This is a genomic window from Bacillus sp. FSL K6-0993 (assembly GCF_037977205.1).
Lineage (GTDB): Bacteria > Bacillota > Bacilli > Bacillales > Bacillaceae > Bacillus > Bacillus subtilis.
The window spans coordinates 273,140-297,402 of the sequence record NZ_CP150275.1 but is presented as its reverse complement, the minus strand read 5'-3'; the positions used below and the strand labels follow the sequence as shown (position 1 = coordinate 297,402).

24 protein-coding genes are annotated in these 24,263 nt (G+C 45.3%); 9 read left to right on the top strand and 15 right to left on the bottom strand.

Going from position 1 to position 24,263, the window contains the following annotated elements; translation table 11 throughout:
* Positions 1–112: 112 nt before the first annotated feature.
* The 3 genes from MHH79_RS01640 to rapJ form a co-directional block, all read right to left on the bottom strand.
* Positions 113–1,798, bottom strand: coding sequence for an alpha-glucosidase (locus MHH79_RS01640; RefSeq protein WP_063336012.1), 1,686 nt, complete (start codon positions 1,796–1,798; stop codon positions 113–115).
* Positions 1,799–1,822: 24 nt separating this feature from the next.
* Positions 1,823–2,599 carry an SDR family oxidoreductase gene (locus tag MHH79_RS01635; RefSeq protein WP_063336011.1) on the bottom strand — a complete coding sequence of 259 codons (777 nt, stop codon included), beginning with the start codon at positions 2,597–2,599 and terminating at the stop codon, positions 1,823–1,825.
* A 107-nt stretch (positions 2,600–2,706) separates the two neighbouring features.
* Positions 2,707–3,828 (bottom strand): response regulator aspartate phosphatase RapJ, encoded by a 1,122-nt coding sequence (gene rapJ, locus MHH79_RS01630; RefSeq protein ID WP_015715201.1) that lies wholly within the window; start codon positions 3,826–3,828, stop codon positions 2,707–2,709.
* Positions 3,829–3,950: 122 nt separating this feature from the next.
* On the opposite strand from rapJ, the gene cwlK reads away from it, so the two are divergent.
* Positions 3,951–4,454, top strand: coding sequence for a peptidoglycan L-alanyl-D-glutamate endopeptidase CwlK (gene cwlK / locus MHH79_RS01625; RefSeq protein ID WP_340034929.1), 504 nt, complete (start codon positions 3,951–3,953; stop codon positions 4,452–4,454).
* Between the two features lie 7 nt (positions 4,455–4,461).
* On the opposite strand, the gene MHH79_RS01620 is transcribed toward cwlK, so the two are convergent.
* Both MHH79_RS01620 and MHH79_RS01615 read right to left on the bottom strand, forming a co-directional pair.
* Positions 4,462–5,823 (bottom strand): YcdB/YcdC domain-containing protein, encoded by a 1,362-nt coding sequence (locus MHH79_RS01620; protein WP_063336042.1) that lies wholly within the window; start codon positions 5,821–5,823, stop codon positions 4,462–4,464.
* A gap of 186 nt (positions 5,824–6,009) precedes the next feature.
* Positions 6,010–7,431, bottom strand: a complete 1,422-nt coding sequence (locus MHH79_RS01615; RefSeq protein ID WP_063336010.1) for a YcdB/YcdC domain-containing protein — start codon at positions 7,429–7,431, stop codon at positions 6,010–6,012.
* Between the two features lie 173 nt (positions 7,432–7,604).
* On the opposite strand from MHH79_RS01615, the gene MHH79_RS01610 reads away from it, so the two are divergent.
* Entirely contained in the window at positions 7,605–7,736 is a 132-nt protein-coding gene (locus tag MHH79_RS01610; protein WP_003246334.1) for a hypothetical protein, read from the top strand.
* 22 nt (positions 7,737–7,758) lie between these two features.
* Positions 7,759–8,823: a DUF4352 domain-containing protein gene (locus MHH79_RS01605; protein WP_003234750.1), complete on the top strand. Its 1,065-nt coding sequence runs from the start codon at positions 7,759–7,761 to the stop codon at positions 8,821–8,823.
* A 38-nt stretch (positions 8,824–8,861) separates the two neighbouring features.
* Here MHH79_RS01605 and MHH79_RS01600 read toward each other — a convergent pair whose 3' ends face one another.
* The 3 genes from MHH79_RS01600 to natA form a co-directional block, all read right to left on the bottom strand.
* Positions 8,862–9,794, bottom strand: coding sequence for an aldo/keto reductase (locus MHH79_RS01600; protein ID WP_063336009.1), 933 nt, complete (start codon positions 9,792–9,794; stop codon positions 8,862–8,864).
* Between the two features lie 135 nt (positions 9,795–9,929).
* Entirely contained in the window at positions 9,930–11,090 is a 1,161-nt protein-coding gene (natB, locus tag MHH79_RS01595; protein ID WP_340034927.1) for a sodium ABC transporter permease NatB, read from the bottom strand.
* On the bottom strand, positions 11,091–11,831 hold the full coding sequence (gene natA, locus MHH79_RS01590) for a sodium ABC transporter ATP-binding protein NatA (protein WP_015252894.1): 741 nt from the start codon (positions 11,829–11,831) through the stop codon (positions 11,091–11,093).
* 143 nt (positions 11,832–11,974) lie between these two features.
* On the opposite strand from natA, the gene natR reads away from it, so the two are divergent.
* Positions 11,975–12,676: a two-component system response regulator NatR gene (gene natR / locus MHH79_RS01585; RefSeq protein ID WP_063336007.1), complete on the top strand. Its 702-nt coding sequence runs from the start codon at positions 11,975–11,977 to the stop codon at positions 12,674–12,676.
* 12 nt (positions 12,677–12,688) lie between these two features.
* Positions 12,689–13,645, top strand: coding sequence for a two-component system sensor histidine kinase NatK (gene natK / locus MHH79_RS01580; protein WP_340034926.1), 957 nt, complete (start codon positions 12,689–12,691; stop codon positions 13,643–13,645).
* Between the two features lie 39 nt (positions 13,646–13,684).
* On the opposite strand, the gene MHH79_RS01575 is transcribed toward natK, so the two are convergent.
* Complete coding sequence (locus tag MHH79_RS01575) at positions 13,685–14,761, bottom strand: helix-turn-helix domain-containing protein (protein ID WP_003246276.1); 1,077 nt, start codon at positions 14,759–14,761, stop codon at positions 13,685–13,687.
* 234 nt (positions 14,762–14,995) lie between these two features.
* On the opposite strand from MHH79_RS01575, the gene MHH79_RS01570 reads away from it, so the two are divergent.
* Positions 14,996–15,379: an RDD family protein gene (locus tag MHH79_RS01570; protein ID WP_063336005.1), complete on the top strand. Its 384-nt coding sequence runs from the start codon at positions 14,996–14,998 to the stop codon at positions 15,377–15,379.
* Positions 15,380–15,416: 37 nt separating this feature from the next.
* Here MHH79_RS01570 and lipA read toward each other — a convergent pair whose 3' ends face one another.
* Together lipA and ansZ are read right to left on the bottom strand one after the other, a co-directional pair.
* Positions 15,417–16,055 carry a lipase LipA gene (gene lipA / locus MHH79_RS01565; protein WP_063336004.1) on the bottom strand — a complete coding sequence of 213 codons (639 nt, stop codon included), beginning with the start codon at positions 16,053–16,055 and terminating at the stop codon, positions 15,417–15,419.
* Between the two features lie 161 nt (positions 16,056–16,216).
* Positions 16,217–17,344 (bottom strand): asparaginase AnsZ, encoded by a 1,128-nt coding sequence (gene ansZ, locus MHH79_RS01560; RefSeq protein ID WP_340034925.1) that lies wholly within the window; start codon positions 17,342–17,344, stop codon positions 16,217–16,219.
* A gap of 216 nt (positions 17,345–17,560) precedes the next feature.
* Between ansZ and lmrA the strand changes: the two genes are divergently transcribed.
* Complete coding sequence (lmrA, locus tag MHH79_RS01555; RefSeq protein ID WP_063336002.1) at positions 17,561–18,127, top strand: transcriptional regulator LmrA; 567 nt, start codon at positions 17,561–17,563, stop codon at positions 18,125–18,127.
* Between the two features lie 38 nt (positions 18,128–18,165).
* Positions 18,166–19,605 carry a lincomycin efflux MFS transporter Lmr(B) gene (gene lmr(B) / locus MHH79_RS01550; protein WP_063336001.1) on the top strand — a complete coding sequence of 480 codons (1,440 nt, stop codon included), beginning with the start codon at positions 18,166–18,168 and terminating at the stop codon, positions 19,603–19,605.
* A gap of 42 nt (positions 19,606–19,647) precedes the next feature.
* On the opposite strand, the gene MHH79_RS01545 is transcribed toward lmr(B), so the two are convergent.
* A complete protein-coding gene (locus tag MHH79_RS01545; RefSeq protein ID WP_340034924.1) occupies positions 19,648–20,760 on the bottom strand; it encodes an aminotransferase class V-fold PLP-dependent enzyme in 1,113 nt (370 codons plus the stop codon).
* A gap of 78 nt (positions 20,761–20,838) precedes the next feature.
* Here MHH79_RS01545 and pcp point away from each other — a divergent pair, with 78 nt between their 5' ends.
* Positions 20,839–21,486, top strand: coding sequence for a pyroglutamyl-peptidase I (pcp, locus tag MHH79_RS01540; protein WP_021481871.1), 648 nt, complete (start codon positions 20,839–20,841; stop codon positions 21,484–21,486).
* On the opposite strand, the gene tatC is transcribed toward pcp, so the two are convergent.
* Genes tatC through phoD form a run of 3 tightly spaced genes read right to left on the bottom strand, consistent with a single transcriptional unit; the run spans position 21,483 to position 24,248 of the window.
* The gene (tatC, locus tag MHH79_RS01535; RefSeq protein ID WP_047182026.1) at positions 21,483–22,211 is read right to left on the bottom strand and encodes a twin-arginine translocase subunit TatC; all 729 of its coding nucleotides are present in this window, start codon (positions 22,209–22,211) and stop codon (positions 21,483–21,485) included. The genes pcp and tatC overlap by 4 nt on opposite strands.
* 60 nt (positions 22,212–22,271) lie before the next feature.
* Positions 22,272–22,484, bottom strand: a complete 213-nt coding sequence (gene tatAD, locus MHH79_RS01530) for a sec-independent protein translocase protein TatAD (protein ID WP_003223835.1) — start codon at positions 22,482–22,484, stop codon at positions 22,272–22,274.
* A 12-nt stretch (positions 22,485–22,496) separates the two neighbouring features.
* Positions 22,497–24,248, bottom strand: coding sequence for an alkaline phosphatase PhoD (gene phoD / locus MHH79_RS01525; protein WP_015382673.1), 1,752 nt, complete (start codon positions 24,246–24,248; stop codon positions 22,497–22,499).
* Positions 24,249–24,263: the final 15 nt, after the last annotated feature.

Here is a 24,263-nt window from a genome sequence, read left to right as displayed (position 1 = left end):
GAAGTCATTACGTTTTGCAAGAATAAATTTCATTTTCATTTATTCTTCCCGCCTGCAGAGCGGATATATGTACTAAAAAAACCCGGCTAAGAATGCCGGGCTACTTAAATCATTAGTTTGTTTTGTCCAGAAGATAGACCCTGCTCTCATAAGGCCGGAACACCATTTCGTCAGCAAGATCATCGTTGTTATAATTGCTGAGAAGCAGAGAGGCCTGAGCTTTGCCGCAGTTCTTAGGCCACTGAAAAACAGCCTGCTCTTTTGAAAAATTATTGACCGACAAAAGCTGCTGTTTACTGTTTTCTCTCATGTATACAAACAACTGCGGATCGTCCGGAAGCAAAAGATCAAAGCTCCCTTTCATGAGGTCAGCGTACTGCTTTCTCAGGCTGATCAGCTTTTTGTAATAGATTAAGACAGAATCAGGATCTCCCTGCGCTTCCTCCACATTGATTGCGGTGAAGTTCGGATTGACCTTCAGCCAAGGCGTGCCGTCAGTAAATCCGGCATTTTTGCCGCTGTTCCACTGCATCGGGGTCCGGGCGTGATCCCGGCTTTTGGCTAAGATCGATCTCATCACATCATTTGGATCATAGCCTTTTTCAAACACCCGTTTATGATACATATTGATCGTTTGGATATCTTTGTAGTCTTCAATCCGGGTAAACGGCGCATTTGTCATCCCGATTTCTTCTCCCTGATAAATATACGGCGTGCCCTTCATAAAATAAAGTACGGTTGCCAGCATTTTCGCTGATGTTTTACGGTATTCCCCATCGTCTCCGAATCTGGACACAATCCGGGGCTGGTCGTGGTTGCACCAAAACAATGTATTCCAGCCTTGATGTTCAAGCTTCTTTTGCCATTTTGTCAAAACCGATTTTAAATCAGAAAGCTCAAGGGGCTTCAAATCCCAATGTTCTTTTCCGGGCTGCTGATCAAGCTCCATATGCTGAAAGTGAAAAATCATATTCAGCTCATGCTTATCTGTTCCCGTATATTTCAGGCCTTCTTCCGGTGTGACACTGCCGACCTCTCCGACAGACATGACATCATATTGAGAAAACACTTCATCTGTCATTTCTTTTAAATAGTCATGGATTCTTTCGCCATTTGGCTGAAAGGGCCTCGGCTCTGCCTGCTGATTGATATAGTCCTCATACGAAGGAAGATATTCTTTCTTAGAAATGAGATGGAGCTGATCAATTCGCAAACCGTCGACCCCTTTATCGAGCCAAAATTTCATCATGTCATACACCGCCTGGCGAACTTCGGGATTTTCCCAGTTTAAATCAGCTTGTTTGACGGCATTCATATGGAGATAGTACTCTCCGGTGTGCTCTTCGTATTGCCAGACCGGGCATCCATAGTCTGAGAGCCAGTCCGTCGGCGGGCCGTTTTTTGTGCCGGGACGCCAATAATAATAGCTGCGGTATTTGCTGTTTTTGTCCAGCTCCGCTTCTTTAAACCACGGATGCTCGACCGAGGTGTGATTTAACACAAAGTCCATCACCAGCTTTAATCCCCGCTGATGCACCTGGTCCAGCAGCTCGTGAAAATCGTCCATTGTTCCGTAAGAATCCATAATCGCCTTATGGTTTGTCACATCATAGCCGTAATCAACATTCGGAGAAGGATAGATCGGGCAAATCCAAATCACATCTGCCCCGAGCTCCTTTATGTAGTCAAGACGGGAAATAATCCCCCGCAAGTCCCCAATTCCGTCTCCATTGCTGTCCTGAAAGCTTCTCGGGTAAATTTGGTACACCACTGCATCCTTCCACCAGTCTGTTTTCATCCCGCAATCCCCCTGTTTTGTCTTCTATTCAAGCTGAGATGGATAAAGTGTCATTCCGCCGTCGACGAAAAGTGTTGTGCCGGTCACATAGCTTGCTTCCTCAGATACGAGCCAAGCTGCTGCTGCCGCCACTTCTTCAGGCTTTCCGAAGGCTTTCATCGGAATTTTTTTCAATTGTTTTTGCCTGCTCTCTTCCTTTTTCGTATCAACATTTGATTCTGTGGCAATGGTGCCGGGCGCTATCGCATTGACGCGGATTCCCTTATCCGCATAATTGAGCGCCAGCGTTTCCGTCATCATCTTGATGCCGCCTTTGGATGTGGAATACTGAACGTTGACTGGGCGCGGAATCTGCTGATGAACACTTGAGATATTCAGCACATTGCCCTTGATATTGTTTTTCATCATGTGGTTAAGTGCTGCTTTCGCTCCCAGAAAGGTTCCGGTAACATTGACATCAATCACTCTCTGCCAATCTTCAAGACTCATCTCATGCGGCATCGCCTCAACGCCGTTAAAACCGGAGTTGTTTACCATCACATTGAGCGTGCCGAAATGCTCTAAAGCTGTGTCCAAGAGCGCCTGAATCCCCTCTTCTTTTGACACGTCCGCCTCAACTGCGACGGCTTTCCCTCCGTTCTGCTTAATGATTTCCAGAGTTTCATCGGCTCCAGACGGGTCGCTGTGGTAGTTTACAACAACATTCATTTTCTCCTGTCCGAACCGTTCCGCAATGGCTTTCCCGATTCCTTTTGAAGACCCTGTCACAATCGCTGTTTTTCCGGTTAAATCTTTGTACATACTTGATATCCTCCTCTGATTTCTCACTATGCAGTGGAAAATACCCTGTTTTTCCGAGTTGAAAACAGCACAAAAAAAGCAGAGAACCTGTAGTTCTCTGCCATTTCCTATTGAAAACGCTGCTCGGCAAGCTTCTTTTTAATATTCATCAGCCTGCGGTAAAAGAAAGCAGCGGACTCGTAATGTTCCAGCTGATTGAAACGTTCCGCTGTATCATGCAGCAGATCTTCGGCGTCGGCAAGAAGCTGCCTGGATTCCAGCAAGTCAAAGCATTCTGTAAGCACGTTCAGGTCGCCGCTTCCAAGATACAGCTCATGAATGAGGCGGAATTTCGTCAAGTACATGTCATCCTCCCATTCAGCCGCGCTCTTTATCCCGCGGTCATACGCCTCTACTGCCTTGTCGTATTTTCCCTCTTTACAGTAGATATGGGTCAGTGAAAATACAGCTTGAACAGCTTGCTGAAAGTTGTGCTCCTCAAAAATGGCGGCGGCTGTTTTGAAATAGCCCTCCGCTTCTTTGTAATCACCCAGACTGTACTTACAGTGTCCGACATTATAATAGGCAGCGGCGATCATGTACGCTTCTTCAAGCTGCCTGGCATGATCTAAAGCGCTGCACAAGTGGGTCAGTGCTTTTTCATGATGATACACATCGGTCAAATTTCCGGCGATGATAAATTCACACTGAACCCGGCGGCGACCGTACAGTTCATATTTCGTATAGATATCAAGCGCCTGGCTCGCATAATTCATGGAAAAATACGTTTGTTTGATGTGATAATACACTTCTGCGACTTTAAAAAGAAACTCAGCTTTTTCGATCTCATCCTCGACATACTCGAGCTTTTCCTCGGCATGTTTATAATGGTCGATCGCTAATATGAAATTTTTCTGCTTGAATTCGTACATTCCTCTGAAATAATAAAAGTAGTATTCCAATAAGCCCGTGAGTTTTTGCTGATTGCTTTCAATTTCGTTCAGCATATCAGAGAACGGAGGCTTGGTGTCGCTGTCTTTCACCGGCATCAGCTTATCAAGCATGATTCGATGGCGGAATTCCATCAAGGAAAAATATAAAAGCAAGTCCTGGTTCTCTTCCATATCTTCTAAATCGTATTCAATCTCCTGCTTTAACGCTTCTGCTTGATCTGCTTCAAATGCGCGAATGAGCTTGTACCATTCATTCAGCTTTACTGCTACTTCTTCTGATGGAATCTTTGCTCTCATCGGTCTGCCTCCTTCCTCCTGCTACTATTTATGTTATATTTTATCATAGCTGTTCGCTTTTAGAGAGAGTCAATCACTTAAAAGCGTTAACATTCAGCACATCTTGAGAAAGTGAGACCGATATGAAGTTACCCGCAAAAACATTTGTCATCTTATGTATTCTATTTCTTCTAGATCTTTGTTTTAGTTATATTCGGCATGAATGGCATTCTCAAAACGCCTTGCAGGACATGCCTGTCCCCTCGGATCTTCATCCGATTGTGAAGCAGAATGCCGATGCACTCAAAGCCGCTGCAGCGAATAAAGGCATTACCGTCGTCATTACTGAAGAATTCAGGTCCTTCAAGGAACAAGATGAATTATATAAACAGGGACGTACAAAAAAAGGGAATATTGTCACCTATGCAAGAGGAGGGGAATCGTATCATAACTATGGTTTAGCGATTGATTTCGCCCTTCAAAAAAAGGATGGAAGCATCATATGGGATATGGAATATGACGGCAATCAAAATGGAAAATCAGATTGGCTGGAGGTTGTCGAGATCGCTAAGACACTCGGTTTTGAATGGGGCGGGGATTGGAAACGATTCAAGGACTACCCCCACTTGGAGATGATTCCTAACTAGACACCCCTCACAGCCTTTTCTTTTTCCTAATGTGCGCATCAATATAGGAAGGGTAAACCGGCTTATAGACAAGTTTGTAGTGCTGGTCACTGCCTGCAGTAAAATCAGGCTGCCATTCCAGCTTCACATCAAAAGCGGCTAAAAACGCTTCTCTCGCTTCTTCAGCGGAAACATCCGGCCTGTGATTTATCGCTTCCAATTGTTCAGGTTCAATATCAGGCGCCATAAAAGCGTCAATCAACCCAGTTTCCGGATTGACAATGATGCGGGCAGCGCCGAACCGCAGCGGCACTCCTTTATACCAGACAGAAAAATGGTTGCGGACTCTCCCTCTCTCATCAATTCGGACGGGATTCACCCTGAAAAACTCAGCCGCTCTCGGATAGAGGGCATACAAAAATTGAAGCGCTATCTCTTGGCATTCTTCCGTGGAGCATTGGCGGTTGTTCGGCCGCTCCATAAAAGAAAGCGCTGCTTTTAATTTTCCGGTTCTTTTATCCGTCTTCATTTTGATTGTGTTTTTATTTCTCATTTCAAAATAGCTTCCGATGCTTAAATCCTTACGCTCCGGCGAAGCGCCCCTGCGCCATGTGCTTCCAATTTGTTCTCCAAAGTCTCTTTCACTGACTTTCTGCATATCAGAGGTAAAACCCAGCAAGGCAAATATATCAACTTCTTCCTTGTTCTGAAGCGGCGGCAGTGGCGCCGTGTTTTCTATTCTTTCATCTGCGATATGCTGGTCGGGCACAATTTCGTCTACATCTGCAGGATAGCTGTATCCCGGGAGAATCGGTTCATATACGAGCCTTGGTTCCTGTTCGCCATCAATGACATCGTACATCAGCTCAAAAGACATTGTGTTTAAGTAATGGGACACAACCTTCTCTTTTGCTACAAATTCCGTCGGAACTTCGGCTTTATGCCCTTCCCCGTAATATAGAAAGTGGACAATCTGACCGCTGCGTGTCATATCAATTAAAAAGCCTGAATTGGGAATCGGAAGCCCCAGCTCCATTTTGGTATAGACAAACCGGATGTGCTGCCCCCGTTCTTCCTTGCCTTGAAAATGAAAATTCATAAATGTGCCGGGATGATTGGCAGCGGCAAACTGAAGAGCCGTCAGCTTCAGCTCGGCATCTGGAAGTTGTTTGTCTGTCTCGGAGCGGACAGTTGTTGAAAAGGTGAGCAAAGCGCCGTCATTTCTAAGTTCAACTGTAATGTGCTTTTCCGGATCTTTAGGGTCCTTCCAGATAAAATATGCCTGCCCGTTCTTCTTTTGCTTTTGGTCGTAATCTTCTATCTCAATCTCATAATGCGTCGGTACTTTTCCGATCTCCTGCGCCTTCTTTTTCAGCTGTTTATTAACCAATGAAGTCATCCCTTTCAAAGAGTCTACGACAAAGAGAATCCTGTTTATTATATAAAAAGACCTTTCTTCATTTAAAGTGAAGAAAGGTCCTTTTCTATTATTGTCATTGTTTTTCGAGATTCTTTCTGTTACTTTCATCACATACTCTCTTCTATATCCGAGGCAATTGCGTGACTTTTGGCTGTTTCACCATAAGCTGAAGACAGCCTCTCCTGTATGTGCATCGATAAAATGCGGATACACCGGCCTATAGACGAGCCGGTAGCTGTGTTCTTCATTATCGTGATATTCTCTTTCCCAGCCAAGCTCAACTTTAAAATGCTGACAAAAGATAGACTTGGCTTGTTCAACTGAAATGGCCGGCACAGGATCAATGGTTGCCAGCTCATTTGGGTCAATATCCGGTCCCATATAAACGGTGATATACCCTGTCTGGCGGCTGACACAAATTCTGATCTGCCCAAATCGGATCGGAACTCCGTGACAATGCGCTTCAAATGTAAAAACAGCGACTGCGTTTTCCTCTTCATCCTTTTCGTCGTATCTGATCCTAAAATATTGATCGGCATTCGGAAATAAAGCAAACAGAAAGCGAAGCGCGATTTTTTCACACTCTGCCAAAGTTACTGTCAGCGGCCCTTTTTTCTCCATAAATGACATGACGCCTTCAAGTTTTCCGGTTTCTTTGTTATAGATGGTTTTCAGCACTTGATGAGTCCGTCCCTTAAACCAGCTGTCCATGCTTTTATCCGCCGGCTGATACACAGGGTCATCCGGATTCCGCCAAACGATTCCGATTCTCCCATCTCCCAAATCCGCTTCCCGCTCTTTGACAAACCCATTTTCAATACCAATCATGCTGTCAGGATCGGCCTTTTCGTGGATGCCCTCGAATAAAGGGAGAGGAAAGCTCTCAGGCTCCCTGTAATTATCGTCATCATCAACTCCTCCTTGTTCTTCTTGAACCAAATCCGCAGGTACGGTAATCGCCCTACATTCAGGCTCATACACCAAATGCGGCTTATCATCTCCATTTTTGTAAACAGAACGATGGAGAACCTGAAACAAAAGGTCGAACTCCACGTCCTTCTTGATAAAGGCAAGTGCCTCTTCAACATCCGCGACCCTCTTTGGCTTGATGATGCTGCCTGCTTCGCCGTAATAGCGGAAGTAAACGATCTCACCTGATAAGGAAACATCAGCCATAAATCCGCTCATGGGGAGAGGAAGCCCAGCCTCCATTTGAACATATGAAAATCTCACTTTATTGCCGTATGCACGGTCATTTTCTTCACGAACAAAGGCAGAGAGTGCCCCCGGATGATGAGTCTCGACAAATTGGCGCATGATATCCTCTAGTTTCTCCTCAGACAGCCTTTCTCCGCTTTCAGGTTCAATATCACGGGAAAGGGATTCCAGCTCTCCGTCCGGTCCAAGTTCCACGATAATGCCGATATTCTCATCCTGAGGATCTGCCCAACAAAAATGAGCTCTTTTGTCATCACCGCCATAATCTTCAATTTCCAGTTTTAAGTGTGTCGGCACCCGGCCGATTTCCAGTGCTTTTTGTTTCAGTCCCTCTTTCTTCACAAAGGCAGCCCCTTTCATCCTTCTTAAGTTCCCTCCAACTAATCAAAAAGTAATAGTCTAAAATACACAGTTTTCTGAGTTTACCAGTTTTACCAGAACATTTTTCACCAAAAATAGGATGATGAACCTATTCAATATAAAAGCTAATAATCTTAAAATTAATTCCGTTGTAACTTTTTATAGGTCCATTCATGACAAAGGAGGGCGGAGTTTCCAGAAAATCCGGTGAAAACCGTGAGAAAAGAACTGATTTTTTTGGTTATATGATGCTAATCCATTCAAAAAGATCCATTTCTCAAAGACAAAAGACTCCCCTTTCCTAAACCATTTGAGGAGGAAAAATGAATGTTTCAGAAAAAAACGTACGCTGTTTTCCTAATTCTTCTGCTGATGATGTTTACAGCTGCTTGTTCCGGCAGCAAAACAAGCGCGGAGAAGAAAGAATCAGAAACAGAAAAAAGCTCAGATATAGCTCAAGTCAAAATCAAGGATGTCTCTTACACGCTTCCGTCTAAATATGATAAGTCCACTTCAGATGACCAGCTTGTGTTAAAAGTCAATGTCGCGGTGAAAAACACAGGAAAAGACCCGCTGAATGTAGACAGTATGGATTTCACATTGTATCAAGGTGATACCAAAATGTCTGACACAGACCCTGAAGACTATAGCGAAAAGCTTCAAGGCAGCACGATTAACGCTGACAAATCCGTAGAAGGAAATCTTTTCTTCGTTGTAGATAAAGGCAAGCAATACGAGCTTAACTATACGCCGGAATCTTACGGTGATAAAAAGCCAAAATCAGTTACTTTTAAAATTGACGGAAAAGACAAAAAAATCCTGGCGACGGCAGATAAGCTCCAAGATTCTGCAAAAGCGTTATCAGCTTATGTTGATGTCCTTCTTTTCGGCAAAGATAACGCCGATTTCGAAAAAATCACCGGCGCTAACAAAAATGAAATTGTAAATGATTTTAATGAATCAGCCAAAGACGGTTATCTCTCAGCTTCTGGCCTTTCCAGCACATATGCGGACAGCAAAGCGCTTGATAATATCGTGAACGGCATTAAAGAGGGATTAAGCAAAAACTCTTCCATTCAGGCAAAAACGACTTCAATCTCTAAAGACGAAGCAATTGTTGAAGCCACAGTTAAACCTGTAGATGCATCTTCTCTTTCAGACCGTATCGAAGACAAAGTGAAAGACTACTACAGTAAAAACTCTAGTGCCAGCTATGAAGAGGCAGTGAAATACGCGCTTCAAGTCTATCCTGAGGAATTCAAAAAGCTTGGACCTGCTTCATCTGAAAAAACAGTTGAAGTGAAAATGAAGAAAAATGACATCGACCAATGGCAGCTTGATATGGATGATTACAGAGCAGCAGAATTAGTCGAAGCATTCATCAAAGAATAAAACACCAAAAGGAAATAGCCGTGACGGCTATTTCCTTTTTATTTAAAAATGTCGCTGATGAAATTCACTTCGTCTTCGGTCAGTTCAATGTTCAAGGTTTTCAGGTTATCCTGTAATTGCTCAGGTCGTTTAGCTCCTGGAATAATGGCATCAATCGCCGGTCTCGTTAACAGCCACGCCAAGGCGACATGTGCCGTATCCGCTTGTTTTTCCTCCGCTACTGCTTTCAGCTTATCTACTTTTTTGAGATTGTGGATAAACGTTTCACCCTGAAATTGAGGTTTATCCTTTCTGAAATCATCAAAGACGGTGTCTCGCGTGAATTTTCCTGTCAGCAGTCCGGACGCAAGCGGAAAGTAAGGAATAAAGGAGATGCCTTGTTTTTCACAGTACGGAAGAAGCTCTTTCTCGGCATCACGCTGTATGAGAGAATATTCGGCCTGGAAGACCTCCAAATAGCCGTCAGCATTAAAATCCTGCAATTGCTGATAATCGAGGTTCGAAGCGCCGATTGCTTTGATTTTCCCCTCATCCTTCAGCTCTTTCAAAGTGCCCGCCACTTCAGCGAGAGGTGTTTTTCCATCCGGAAAGTGAACATAATACAAATCAATGTAATCTGTTTTCAGCCGCTTCAGGCTCTTCTCGACCTCGCTGCGAAGAAACTCCCGGCTATTGTCTAATTCAATGCTGCCGTCCACTTCTTTATGAGCTCCTTTGGTGGCGATGATGAGCTCATTCCGCACGCCGCGTTCCTGTAAGACTTCGCCGATTAATTCTTCAGATCGCCCCAATCCATATATAAAGGCGGTATCGATAAAATTGACGCCGCCATCCAATGCCGTGCGCACTAAATCCTTCCCTGTTTCATCATTTAGATTTGGAAATAGATTATGCCCGCCGACCGCATTCGCGCCGAATCCGATCCGCTTCACCTTCAGCTTCGTTTTGCCGAGTGTACTTGTTTGATCCATTGTTCCTTCTCCTTTGAAACCAATTTTGATGAAAAATAGTGCAGGGTCACTTTTTGTATTAGATATCCTTTTTCTATTTTCCTTCTTTTTTCAGGATATACAAAAAGGAGAAAGTGTATTTCTCCTTTCGCAAGTTTATTTTGGAAGAACCCATTTGTCTTTCAGGAAGCAGGCTCTGGCTAGTAAAAAGAAGATGGCGATGAGCACGGCGATGGTTCCTGACGTAGACAAAATGGCAGCCGGGTCAACCATCCCGAATAAAAGCTGTTTAAATAACGCATGCAGGTTCAGAAACGGGATGAGAAAGTATGATAAGTCAAATTGGTTCGGTGCCTTGCTGAAGATGAAAAACATCGGGAACACAGGCAGAAAGACGACGAGAGACATATAACTTTGCGCTTCTTTTACCGAGCTGGACATGATGCTGATGAAAAGCTCCATCGCAGAGATCAGCAATGCAGAGAGCACAATGATTAAGGCTGAAGCGCCGATTACACTCCACATATGATCTCCCAGCTGGAAGGCCGTTTTTAAATTTTCGGTGAATAACACGGTGGACAAAATCAAAAACACCAAAGCCAATACACCTGAAGCCACGCCAAAAGTGGAAACCGCAAGCCACTTGCCGACCAGCATTTTGTTTCTGCTGACTGGCGTTAATAGCAGCGCCTCGATTGACTTCCGGTCCTTTTCACCGGCCATGATATCAAGAGCGATCGGCATTGCGCCGGAAACAATGGAAGTCAGAATCAGCATGGGCAGAATGGCGGAAAGCATAATAGCGGAAGTCCCTTTCTCCTCATCCGCTTCCTTTTGCTGAATCGTAAACGGCTGGATCACCGATTGATCAATATGCTTATTTGTTAAACGTTGCTGCACAATTTCATTTTTGTACTGATCTAAGGCAGACTGCACAAGCTGCATGGCATTTGACGACCCTTGATCGATTGAATTGCCGTAAAAATCAACCTTAAAAGGTGTCATGCTGTTGACATATGAGTCGAACTCTTTCGGGACGTTCAGATAGGCATCTGCTTTTCCTTCATCAACTGCCTCTTCAGGCTTTGCAAATGTTTTTACGCTGATTTCGTCAATCTCATTAAGCTTGCTTTCCAGTGCGGGCGGAAGCGAATGGCCGACAGCCAGCGTGTACTGCTCCCCTTTGTCGGACAGCATGCTTTCATAAAAGAAGACAAGTCCAAGCATCATAATCATCGGCACTAAGATTGTGAGTAAAATCGTTTTTCTGTCGCGCAAAGCGTCGATCATTTCTTTTTTATAAATATGGCTCAGCATTTAAGAAATCCCCCTGACAAGCTTAGACATAAAGATGTAATTCAAATCCTCACTGCGCTCGCTCTCGTATAGGGATTCAAGCGCCCCTCGGTAAATCACCTCTCCGCTGTGAATCATGATGACACTGTCACAGAGCGCCTGCACTTCCTCCATAATGTGGCTGGAGAAAAGAATCGTTTTTTGTTCTCTTTTCAGCTGCTGAATAAATTCGCGGAAGATGTTGCTTGACGTAATATCAAGCCCAGTTGTCGGCTCATCAAATAAAATGATGTCCGGATCGTGAATCAGCGCTCTGGCAATGGCGACTTTCTGCCTCATGCCTTTAGAAAACCCGCCCACTCTCCGGTTCATATAATCGCGCATGCCGAACCGTTTCGATAAATCTTCTATTCTTGCTTTGATCTCGTGGCGGTTCAGCCCATACAGCCTACCGAAGTATTGGAGATTTTCTTTAGCGGTCATCCTGTCGTAAAGCCCGGTTTCTCCTCCGAATAAGACACCGATTCTTTTTTTGACCTCAGCCGGCTGCTTGACCGTGTCAAAGCCGTCTACTGTGATTACACCCTGTGATGGTTCAAGCAAGGAAGCAATCATTCTCAGCATCGTGGTTTTGCCGGCACCGTTTTCTCCGAGAATGCCGACGACTTCTCCTTTTTCAATTGTTAAACTTACATCTCGCACCGCTTTGACTACTTTTTTCTTATCCTGAAACCTGCGGCTGCAATCGGTCAGTGTAATCATGTCACAATCTCCCTTATCTTTATTTCTAGTAATGACTATATACGAAAAGCTGGATTAGTTGGATAAAGTTGTCGCGAAGAGTTCTTTTTATGTCGCGAAATGGGATAGAATAAAGATGATTCTATGTAACTAGGGGAATGATAATGGTAAAAGTCGGACTTGTAGATGATTATCGAGTAGATTTAGAGAAGCTGGAAGCGATCGTGTCCAGAATGCAGGACGTCGAAATTGTCTTTTCCACCGATTCAGCGAAGGAAGCCTACACGCGGGTAAAGAACGGAGACATTGATCTGCTGCTTGCCGATATCGAGATGCCCCATATGTCTGGCTACGAGCTTGCTGATTTGATCAAATCCCATTCACTTGATGTGGATGTGATTTTTGTTACCGGCCACGGCGGTTATGCGGTTCACGCCTTTGACCTGAACGTCCATGATTATATTATGAAGCCGTACTATGCCGACCGTCTGGCCGCTTCCTTCGACCGGTACTTGAAAAAGAAAACGGAAACGAGTTTAAATGGGCGTATATTGATAAAGCAAAAGTCTGAAATGCATGTCCTGCAAAAGAAGGATATTATTTTCGCAGAACGGACGGGACGTTCGACGACGATTGTGACAACCGCCGAAGAGGTGCAAACGTATCAAACATTAAATGATATTAAAGGCGACCTGCCCGAAAAAGATTTTCTTCGTTCGCATCGTTCCTTTATTATCAACATTCATTACATAAAGCATTTTTCCGCTTATACCAAGCATTCATTTACAGTTTCCTTTGAGGGAACGTCTAAAAAAGCGATGATCACCAAGCAGCAGCTTGATTATTTTCAAAACTACTATTTTTGAGGAGTTTAGTACGTGATTACCCTTTTTCAATGTCTTTATCTGATTTTATTTAGTTTCATATGTTATCAGGGAGCTGCTGCTCTTTCACACAGCACAGCCGTCTCTTGGCTCACCGCTGTTTTAGGCGCAGCTGCTGCAGGATTGTACATTTGGAAAACGAAGCGGATGTGGAAACACTGTTCCTCAGGTCTTTGTGCATGGATTGCCGTGATTCAAGTGATGTCGGCGGGAGTGGTGCTGATCGGCACAAACATCATGCCGGCATTATGTGTAATCGCGATATTTGCAGGGTGTGAAGGGCTCCGTATCGGACAGTCTGCTTTGCAGGCAAGGCTTTCTGATCAAATTGATAAGCTGACTCAGGCTGAACAGCACGCCAATCAAATGCTGATTGATGTCAGAAGCCGGAATCATGACACAATGAAACATATCACTGCAATCAAATCAGCTCAGCCCAAGGCAGATACACAAGCATATATTCAAAACTGGGCGGATCAATACAGTCAATATGACCGTTTTTTGAAAGGAGAGAACGCGTACGTTGCAGGGGTGCTTTATGATTTTTTAGAAAAAGCCCGCGCCTCGAATGTGAGTGTTTCGCTGCATATGCATACACCGCTTTCTTCCCTTCCGTTTTCGCCTGCTGATCAGGTCAGCTTGGTCGGCAACATATTAGAAAATGCGCTCGACAGCGCGGCGGAGGCCCGAGAAAAAGCAGAGATTAAACTGGAGACTTCACTGCGCAGCGGACTTTATGTACTGACTTGTGAAAACAGCACTCCCGGGATGGACCCAAAAGTGCTCGATACAATCTATCAATCGTTTGGCCGCTCAACGAAAAACGGCGCTCATGAAGGCATGGGCACATATATCATTCAAAAACTGGTGAAGAGCGCTTTTGGCAGACTGGATTTTACCTACCGCCACCCCGTCTTCCGGTTAGAAATCAAAATTCCGTTTCAGAAATAAAAAAACCTTGAAAAGCCTGGCTTTTCAAGGTTTTTTTCATTATGAGGATAACGCTTGTGCAAAACGATCCGCTTCATCCTGCAGCGTGCTTTCAATTTCTTTGTAACGGCTGGAAATCGTTGATGCGCTGACGCCGTATTTTTTCGCCAGTTTAGCTTGAGAAACGGACGCGCCGTTAAGAGAAATCGCGTTTACATAATATTCAACTGCCGCCGCAAAAGCTTCGGGCTTTCTGATGACAGGTGATTTTTTCTCGCAGAATGTTTTCCAGATGTCAATAACAGCTGGGATCAATTCAGTCGGATACTCTTCCCCGCTCATGCCTTCTTCAATAGCCGCAGCGGTTTCTTTCTCCAAGTCGTTTGCCCACTCAACAGTGCTTACTTCCGCTTTCTCTGCTTGTGGCTCTTCATCTTTCTCAGCTAACAACGCGAACAGAACGTTGTTGAATTCCTGCTTCATGAAGTCCTCCGGCGTTTTGCCGTCCTTCACAGCGGCATCCGCATATTTCTTCACCTTGCTGATCAGAGCTTCTGTTCTCTTCACCGGGAAGATCGTGAACTGCATGAAGAATTCTGCTTTTTCCGCTTCGTGGATTGGGTATCCAAGAATCAGGCTTCCCACTGGAGGAAGGTCTTGATTGCTGGCGTCCATTTCCACTTCGAATTGTTTTGCCGTAATGACATCTTCAAAGTGAATGATGCCTTCCTTCAGGTCCTTCAGCAGCAATAAAGCAGGCGTCATGCTCTGCCATGATTCTACGATCTCACGCGTTTTCGGACGAGTGATCGAATCGCCTTTTTTCTGAAGGTACTCTTCGAAGATTGTCTTCTCACCAGCAAGCGGGTGGAAGAAAATTCCCCAGATTCCTAAGTTAAATACGCTGATGTCTTTGGTCTGTCTGTCCATAGCAGAAAGAAAATCATGCTGGTTGATAAAGCCTGAAATGCTTTCTCTATGTACTGTGAAGGCATACTCCACTAAGTCTTCCTGAATTTGTTTCGCTTCTTTTGCCGCTAGTTCCGCCGGGAAGTCGACAACTTTACTTCCGCAGCATTTTTTATATTTCTTGCCGCTGCCGCATGGGCAAGGGGCATTTCGTTTCACTTTTCCCACAATAAACCCTCCGAATTCTGTTGTAACTTTTCTATTTTAACAAAAATAACTTCTGAGGGCTTGGTTTCGGGCTAAAAAAGAATTTGGTAATATGATTGGCTGGCTGATTATGCCAATTTACCTATGACATTTTCATCATCTTTTGTGAATTAAGGCTTATCACCTATTCCCACTTTAGGCCCTTCTTTTTTACAATCATTAGGTATTTATCTAAAATTTTAAGGAGTGTTTAAGTTGGAACTAGCTGGTTTTATGCTGCGCGCCTGCGCTCTTGTACTTGATGTAATCATTGCCGCAGCAGTGATTTTGGCTGCCGGATTTACGTTTGGCGACGGCTCCGCAGGCGTCATTATTGTAGCCATACTCATGTTGCTTGTGTATCCTTTGCTGATGCCGCTGACAAATTGGAAGGGCACACTGGGCAAAAAAATCATCGGACTGCAAATCGTAAGAGACGAAACACACGAGAAAATTTCTTTCCTACAGGCGATTGTCCGTTACATCATAGCGTGGGTGCATGTATTCTCCCGCCTGATCTATTTGACAGCCGCATTTACGAAGAAAAAACAAGCCGTTCATGATATGGCTGCGAAAACCATTGTGCTGAAAGCAGAATAACCTTGAAGAATAGCATTCTTCAAGGTTATTGATCTGATTAGTTTGTATTCTGGCCCCCGCCGTTCAGCCCTTCTTTAATCAAGCTGTTGACTTGGCTGCTGTACAGAAGGCCGATGTGTCCAACGCCATGGATTTGAACGTTTCTAGCACCATCTAATCTTGATAAGTAATTCATGACAATCATATCGGCACTGCTGTAAATGGATGTGTATAAAATCTTTTGATTTGGATCTGTTCCCGGAAGCGCCTTGCCTGTCGTCAAACGGTTGGCGCCGCCAAGCGTTACGACGTTTGCAATTTTATTTCCGCCGTCCAGATTTTTTATGTAGTAAAGTGTGTTCGCGCCCCCCATGCTGTGAGCGACAATATCCACTTTTTTCGCGCCCGTTTCATCTAAAACCTTTTGCACAAATCGTGATAATACCGGGCCATTGTTATAATTTGTCCCTGTCTTGTCCCAAAAATCAACTGCATACAGCTTGTCCCGCGACCAGCCCTGAGATACGAGATAGCTCTTAATTCCCGCAAAATTGAATGATGCCCCTCCAATACCGTGAACCATAACGACTGGATTGTGTTCAGCGGCTTTTGCTGACGGCTGCAACGCAAACAGCGATGTAACAGACAGCATCAAAATTGTTACAAGTGCAATGAACTTACTTTTTACAAATTTCATAATATCCTCCTTTTTTGTAACAAATTCTCCAATTATATTACGTTACCAAATTAATTAAGTAAAGGGTAATTTCGGCTTATTTTTAAAGAAATTTTAAGATTCAGAGGTCATTATTGGTCCTAAAAAGCCAAAAAAAAGAAGGCTTATTCGCCTTCTTTTCTTCAATACTCATTGAAATAAGCTTGGATTTTTTGAGGATCATTTGTTTTGGTAAGCGCAAGCATCAGCAACATCCGTGCTTTTTGGGGGTTTAAAGAGTTCGATTCCAGCAGGTCCTTTTCCGCATAGTCTTGGTTTGGTGTGACGACACCATTTCCCGTGCGGGTAGAGCGCACCACTGTGACGCCTTTTTTGACTGCGCTGTCCGCCCCTTTTTCGGCTGCATCAGATAAAGACCCGTTCCCAGAACCGGCAAATACAATCCCCTTTGCTCCGGCTTTTACAGCAGCGTCAAACAGGTAGCTTCCGTCATTTTGGTATCCATAGATAATGTCAACCTGCGGCAGTTCATCAAGATTAGAAACCGAGAAATCCGTGTCCTTCGTATGCTTACGGGTAATCTCATTATTAAAATAGATATCATCTGCAATTGTTCCGACGAAGCCCATTTCTTCTGATTTAAATGTATCTGTTGTGGTTGTGTTTGTTTTGGTGACATATCGGGCTGAGGCAATCCGGTCGTTTAGAACAACAAGCGTCCCTTTCCCTTTTGCCACAGGTGCACCTGCCACTTTCACTGCATTGTACAGGTTAGAAGGCCCATCAGCGCTGATGGCTGTGGAAGGTCTCATCGAACCGACAATAACAACCGGTTTATCACTTTTCACGGTAAGATTCAAAAAATAAGCGGTTTCCTCCAATGTATCTGTTCCATGAGTCACGACGATTCCGTCTACATCATCTGTAGCGAGCAAGTGGTTGATGCGTTTCGCCAGCTTCAGCAATATTTTATTATCAATATTTGTGCTGCCGACGTTAACAATCTGCTCGCCGCTGACGTTTGCAATGTCCTTCATTTCTGGAACTGCCTCGATCAGTGATTCAACGCCGACAACACCTGCTTTATATTCAGTTGTTGAGGTTTTCGATTGATCGGCACCAGCTATCGTGCCTCCTGTCGCTAAAATTCTAATATTCGGCAGATCCTTTTTTTCAGAGGCAGAAGCCGAAGAGACTTTTTGTGTCTGCGTTTTTTCTTTCGGGGATTCTTTTGTTTCAGGAGAATGTGAACATCCGGTAAAAACAAACAATAGTGCGGTAAAAAGTACGAGCATTCGTTGTTTTTTCATCTATTTCTCTCCTTGCATCCATATGATGATTAATCTTTGAATATTTTATCTATTCAGTCAAAAGATCAGTCAGCTTTTCTCTCAGTATTTTTTGTTGTCATATCCTTCTTTTTTTGTCTTTTCATACAATGATTTTTTCTTGACAATTGATGATTGAATCAAGATAATAGACCAGTCACTATATTTTTGATTGCAATTCAGTAAGGTGGGAATGTTATGAGTTATGGAGATTCCCGTGAGAAAATCCTTTCGGCAGCTACCCGGCTTTTTCAGCTGCAAGGGTATTACGGCACGGGGCTGAACCAGATTATAAAGGAAAGCGGCGCGCCTAAAGGCTCTCTTTACTACCACTTTCCCGGGGGTAAAGAACAGCTTGCGATGGAAGCCGTGAATGAGATGAAGGAGTATATCCGTCAGAAAATCGCGGACTGCATGGAAGCCTACACCGATCCAGCGGAAGGCATTCAAGCCTTTTTGAAGGAGCTCTCCTGCCAGTTTTCATGTACGGAAGACATTGAAGGCTTGCCTGTGGGCTTGCTAGCGGCTGAGACGTCATTGAAAAGCGAACCGTTGCGCGAAGCCTGTCATGAAGCCTACAAAGAATGGGCCTCTGTGTATGAGGAAAAACTGCGGCAGACTGGCTGCAGCGAGAGCCGTGCAAAAGAAGCCAGCACTGTGGTTAATGCGATGATTGAAGGCGGCATCCTTTTATCTTTGACGGCAAAAAACAGTACGCCGCTCCTTCATATCTCCAGCTGCATTCCTGACCTGCTGAAGAGATAAAAAAACGACATACTACATGCAGTTGATAGAGAGGGGAAATAATTTTGGAAACAACAGCTAAAGCATCTCAGCAATACAAAGTGATGCCGATTATGATTTCCTTGCTGTTGGCCGGTTTTATCGGCATGTTCAGTGAAACAGCGCTGAATATTGCGTTAACCGACCTTATGAAGGAATTGAACATTACAGCGGCAACCGTCCAATGGTTAACGACGGGCTACCTGCTCGTACTCGGTATCCTTGTTCCTGTTTCAGGACTGCTGTTGCAGTGGTTCACAACAAGACAGCTTTTTACCGTGTCACTTATCTTTTCAATTTTAGGTACATTCATTGCGGCGCTTGCGCCGAGCTTCTCGTTTTTATTAGCGGCAAGGATCGTTCAGGCACTTGGAACCGGTCTTTTACTGCCCCTAATGTTTAACACAATCTTGGTGATTTTCCCGCCTCATAAACGGGGCGCCGCAATGGGAACGATCGGTCTTGTCATTATGTTCGCGCCCGCCATCGGCCCAACTTTCTCAGGATTGGTTCTGGAGCATCTCAACTGGCACTGGATTTTCTGGATCTCTCTTCCATTCCTTGTGCTGGCGCTTGTTTTCGGTATCGCATATATGCAGAATGTATCTGAAACGACAAAGCCGAAAATCGATGTATTGTCTATCATCCTGTCGACGATTGGCTTCGGCGGCATTGTGTTCGGATTCAGCAACGCGGGTGAAGGCTCCGGGGGATGGTCCAGCCCGACTGTTATCGTGTCGCTGATTGTCGGCGTTGTCGGCCTTATCCTATTTTCAATCCGCCAGCTGACAATGAAGCAGCCGATGATGAACCTCCGTGCGTTCAAATACCCGATGTTTATTTTGGGTGTGATCATGGTGTTCATTTGTATGATGGTCATTCTGTCATCTATGCTGCTTCTGCCGATGTATCTGCAAGGCGGCTTAGTCCTGACTGCATTTGCAGCTGGTCTTGTTCTCTTGCCGGGCGGTATTTTAAATGGATTTATGTCCCCTGTTACAGGCCGCTTGTTCGATAAATACGGGCCGAAATGGCTTGTCATTCCGGGATTTGTGATTGTCACCGTTGTACTATGGTTCTTCTCAAATGTCACGACCACTTCAACGGCTGTGCTGATTATCATCCTGCACACCTGCTTGATGATCGGGATTTCTATGATCATGATGCCTGCACAGACAAACGGTTTAAACCAACTGCCGCGCGAATTTTATCCAGACGGCACCGCCATTATGAACACGCTGCAGCAAATGGCCGGCGCTATCGGAACAGCGGTTGCGGTCAGCATTATGGCTGCAGGCCAGCATGATTATATGAGTACAGTTAAAAACCCTGCCGATCCGGCAGTCATCCCGCAAGCTTTGACAGCGGGTGTACAGCACGCATTTGTGTTTGCAATGATTGTTGCCATTATCGGTTTAATTGGCGCTTTCTTTATGAAGCGCGTGAAGGTAGATCATTAATATGAAAAACCCCTGACCTAGTGTTCAGGGGTTTTTCTATGTTTACTTATAGACCATTTTCGCCGCGATTTCATCAATCGCGTGCCGCATTTCCTCCTTCGTATTATAAAAATGGGGAGCGAGACGGATAACATTGTCCCGCGGCGCGCAAATCACTTTTTTCTTCTTCAGCAACGCCGCCGTTTCCGATGCCCGCTCATCCCGGATCGCAACCATGCCCGGCTGAATCCCCTCTTGTCCTGCCGCCAGCTTCAGGCCTTTTTCAGCGGCATATTGAACTGCATCGGCACAGATCATTTTCACATGTTCCCGGATATGAGAAACCCCAATATGATTCAGCAGCGATAAAGCAGCTGCAGCTGCGTATACGCTGATAAAAGCTGGGGTGCCCGTTTGAAAACGACGCGCGTCTTTTGCATAATCCCCATCAAATCCGTTCTCTCTGCCGAACCAAGCTGATGCTTTCGGCTTCAGTGCGTCAGCCAGCTCCTTTCTCACATAAAGAAACGCCACACCCGGTATGCCGAGCAAATACTTCCGGGTGCCTGCTGCCAGCATATCTACGCCCCATTCCTTCACATCAATGGGAATATGCCCGGCTGATTGATAAGCATCTACAAACAATAAAGAGCCCTTTCTCTGAGAAATCTCGGCAATCGCTTTTATATCCTGAACATAGCCGTCACGATAATGAACGTGAGGAACACACGTCAGTACTGTTTCATCCGAAATATGCGTTTCATACTGTTCAAGCGGCAGCACGCCGCCTATTGATGGAATGACGGATACGGTATAATCGGAGTGTACCTGCCAAACATGAGACACCGCCGGAAAATCCATATCTGTATATACAACGTGCTTCTTTCCAAATGCAGTTAAGGACGATGCTACAGAAACCAGCGCATCAGAAACTGACGGCACAATCGCCACTTCATCCGGTTCAGCCCCGATCAGCTTTGCAAACTCGTTTCTCGCAAACTCTGTTTTTTCGATCGCTTCTTTCCAGTTCGTCCCCATATACAGCAGGCTATCATGATAATCCTGGATCGCCCTTGATACTGGCTCTGCCAATGCGCTCTGAGAACAGCTGGCAAGCATCGTATGCGTCTGCAAGGTTGGGAATAAATGACGATACTGCTGCGGCAAATGCTCCATTATGATTCACTCCTTTACATTATTTTGATGAAAAACCCATAAATAAACAATAGAATGAAAGAAAAAGGAGATGGGAAAATGAGAAAAAAAGTGCTGATCACTGGCTTTGACCCTTTTGACAAAGAAACCGTCAATCCATCATGGGAAGCGGCGAAACGGCTTAATGGTTTCGAGACGGAAGAAGCAATCATTACAGCGGAACAAATTCCTACTGTCTTTAGATCCGCTCTGGACACTCTGCGCCAAGCCATTCAAAAACATCAGCCGGATATCGTAATTTGTGTCGGCCAAGCAGGAGGACGGATGCAGATTACACCGGAACGAGTGGCGATCAATCTTGCAGATGCGCGGATCCCCGATAACGAAGGACATCAGCCGATTGATGAAGAGATTTCTCCAGACGGACCCGCCGCTTACTGGACAGGGCTTCCCGTGAAACGAATGACTGCTAAGATGAAGGAACACGGCATTCCAGCTGCGGTTTCCTACACAGCGGGGACCTTTGTATGCAACTATTTGTTCTACGGGTTAATGGATCACATTAGCCGGACATCCCCGCACATTCGCGGCGGTTTTATTCATATTCCTTACATTCCGCAGCAAACAATCGACAAAACAGCGCCGAGCCTCAGCCTGGACACGATTGTCCGGGCATTGAGAATCGCCGCTGTTACGGCCGCACAATATGATGAGGATGTGAAGTCACCGGGCGGTACGCTGCACTAAGCGGCCGCCGCTGTTTCTTCCCTCAGCCTCTTTTTATAGACAAACGCCGATAGGGTGACACTCACTTCAAACAGGACAAGAAGCGGGATCATCACGAGAAAATCAGAAATAAAATCAGGCGGTGTAATCAATATGGACACGACAATCAGCAGAAAATAGGAAAGCTTTCTCGCTTTGGCCAGTCTGTAAGGATTTAAGAGGCCCAGCCTTGTTAAAAACATCACCACCAAGGGCATCTCAAACAAGAAGCCGAACGGCAGGCTCAAATTCACCATAAACCTAAAGTAGCGGTCAGCCGTAAACATTGTTTCAAAGTGGCCGGAGGATAAATGAGTCAAAAAGCTGAGCACGATCGGAAACAAGACAAAGTATCCGAAGGAGATGCCCGCCAAAAACAACGCAAATAAACCTGGTATGTACATGAGCGTCACCTTGCGCTCCGTTTTCGTCAGCGCCGGTGCAACGAAACGCCACAGCTGGTACGCGGCAACAGGGATAGAAGCCGCAATGGCACAAATGCCGGAAAGCATCATATACACCCAGAGGATTTCACTCGGCCCAAGCACAGCCAGCTTTCCATCCAAATCCCTGATCAGCCAGTCATAAATGTCCTGTACGAACAAAAAAGCCGTGATGAGAAATAGAAAAAATGCCGCAAGGGTGACGATAATCCGGCGGCGAAGCTCTTCTAAATGCCCGATCAGATGGGTTTCTTTTTTATCCATTCAAAAAAGCCCTCCCTTTCATAAAAAAAGAGGCAGACCCGGTGTCTGCCTCATCAGCATTCAGCCCGCGTTTTTGTCCTGCTTTACCGCTGTCAGCTCAGCTGATTTCTCTTCTTTTTCATCACCAGACACAAGTGATTTTGTGGCGCTTTTAAATTCCAGCAGTGTCCGTCCGGCGGCACGCCCGATTTCCGGCAGCTTGGAAGGGCCAAAAATAATGAGGGCGATGACGAAGATCAGAATCAAGCCCGGTATTCCAATGTTTGAAAACATAATTTCCACTCCTTAATTCGTGATTTTTGCCCGCTTCTTAATCATTTGTTTTTCGTGGGCTTTGTTGTGCGCAAAGAAACGATCCTCTTCGACCTCATCGGATTGCTTCACCCCGCCTTGGATTGTTGTGGATGATACCTTTCTCAACCCAGTTTGGTCTTTCTGGTAAACGAATGAAGCCCTCGTGGAAATGGCTGCGCCCGGCTCGGTCACAAATGGCATCACCCGATAATCGGCTTTCCACTGGTGAGGCGTCACTGTACAGCGGACATATCCGCGATAGTCGTTAAAGAATTTGATGTGCGGATTTTCTTTTAAAATTTGGTCCGTATCCGCTCGCTTATCGGCTCCGTTTCCTCCGGATGTGATCGAGGTTCCGACAAATTCGGCTCCGAATATTTTTGAACTTGTCTTCTCGAAATCGACATGCAAATTCGATGCCCAGCTTGCGTGTACATCACCTGTCAGTACGACAACATTATTCAGATTTTTACTTTTAATGAAATTGATAACCCGTTCGCGCTGAGCCGGGTAGCCGTCCCACGAATCCATGCTGTAGATCGGACTTGCGCTTGTCCCGAAATTCCACTTTGCAAAGAAAATCTGCTGCGCCAGCACATTCCAGTGGGCTGTCGAGCTGCCCAAATTGTCGAAGAGCCACTGCTCCTGTTCTTTTCCAAGCAGGGTCCGATTCGGATTGCGCGATTCATCAGAAGGCGGCTTATTGCCGTCGTTATTGGCTTGGTCGTCCCTGTACTGGCGGGTATCAAGCACATTGAAGGACGCCAGGTTTCCGTACGTAAAGTGCCGGTACAGCTGCATATCTGGGCCATTCGGCAAAGAGGAAATGCGGAGCGGCATATGTTCATAGTATGCCTGGTATGCTGCCGCGCGGCGGAGCACGAATGCTTCAACCGACTGTCCTTTTTCAGGTATTTTATTGGCATAGTTGTTTTCAACTTCATGGTCATCCCAAGTTACAACCCAAGGGAATGCCGCATGTGCAGCTTTAAGATTGGCATCAGAACGGTATTGAGCGTGACGGTTCCGATAGTCTTGCAGCGTAATGATTTCCGCGCTGTTGTGCGTGCGGACATTGCCTGTTTTTGATACATATTCATTTGGGCCGTATTCATATATGTAATCACCGAGATGGAAGACAAGATCAAGCTTTTCCTTTGCCATATGCTTGTAGGCCGTATAATATCCGTGCTCATATTGCTGGCAGGAAGCAAATGCAAAGGTCATTTGCGGCACATTGGCGCCAGGGGCAGGCAGTGTTTTTGTTTTTCCGACAGGGCTTAGTTCATGGCCGGTTTTGAAACGGTAATAGTACACTTTGTTTGGCTCAAGCCCGTCCGCTTCCACATGAACGGAATGGGCAAGACTCGGTTTAGCCATTTCAGTGCCTTTTCTTACGATTTTGCGGAAATGCTCATCCTTTGCGACCTCCCATTTGACAGGCACTGCTTGCTTCGGCATTCCCCCGCCATTCAGCGGATCTGGTGCCAGGCGTGTCCAAAGCACGACACTGTCAGAAAGCGGATCACCTGACGCTACCCCTAATGTAAACGGATAGCTTGAGAATTTAGGCGCAGCATTTACTTCAAAGGCCCCAACCGACTGGGCAATCGTTAATCCAAGAGAAAGTCCTGCAATCTTCCCCGCTCCTTGAATAAATTTACGGCGGTCAAACGTATTGTTTTGAAAGCTTTCCTCTTTCAGTTTCTGTACCCATTCATCAAAACGACTGTCGTATGCCATTCAAGATCCCCTCTC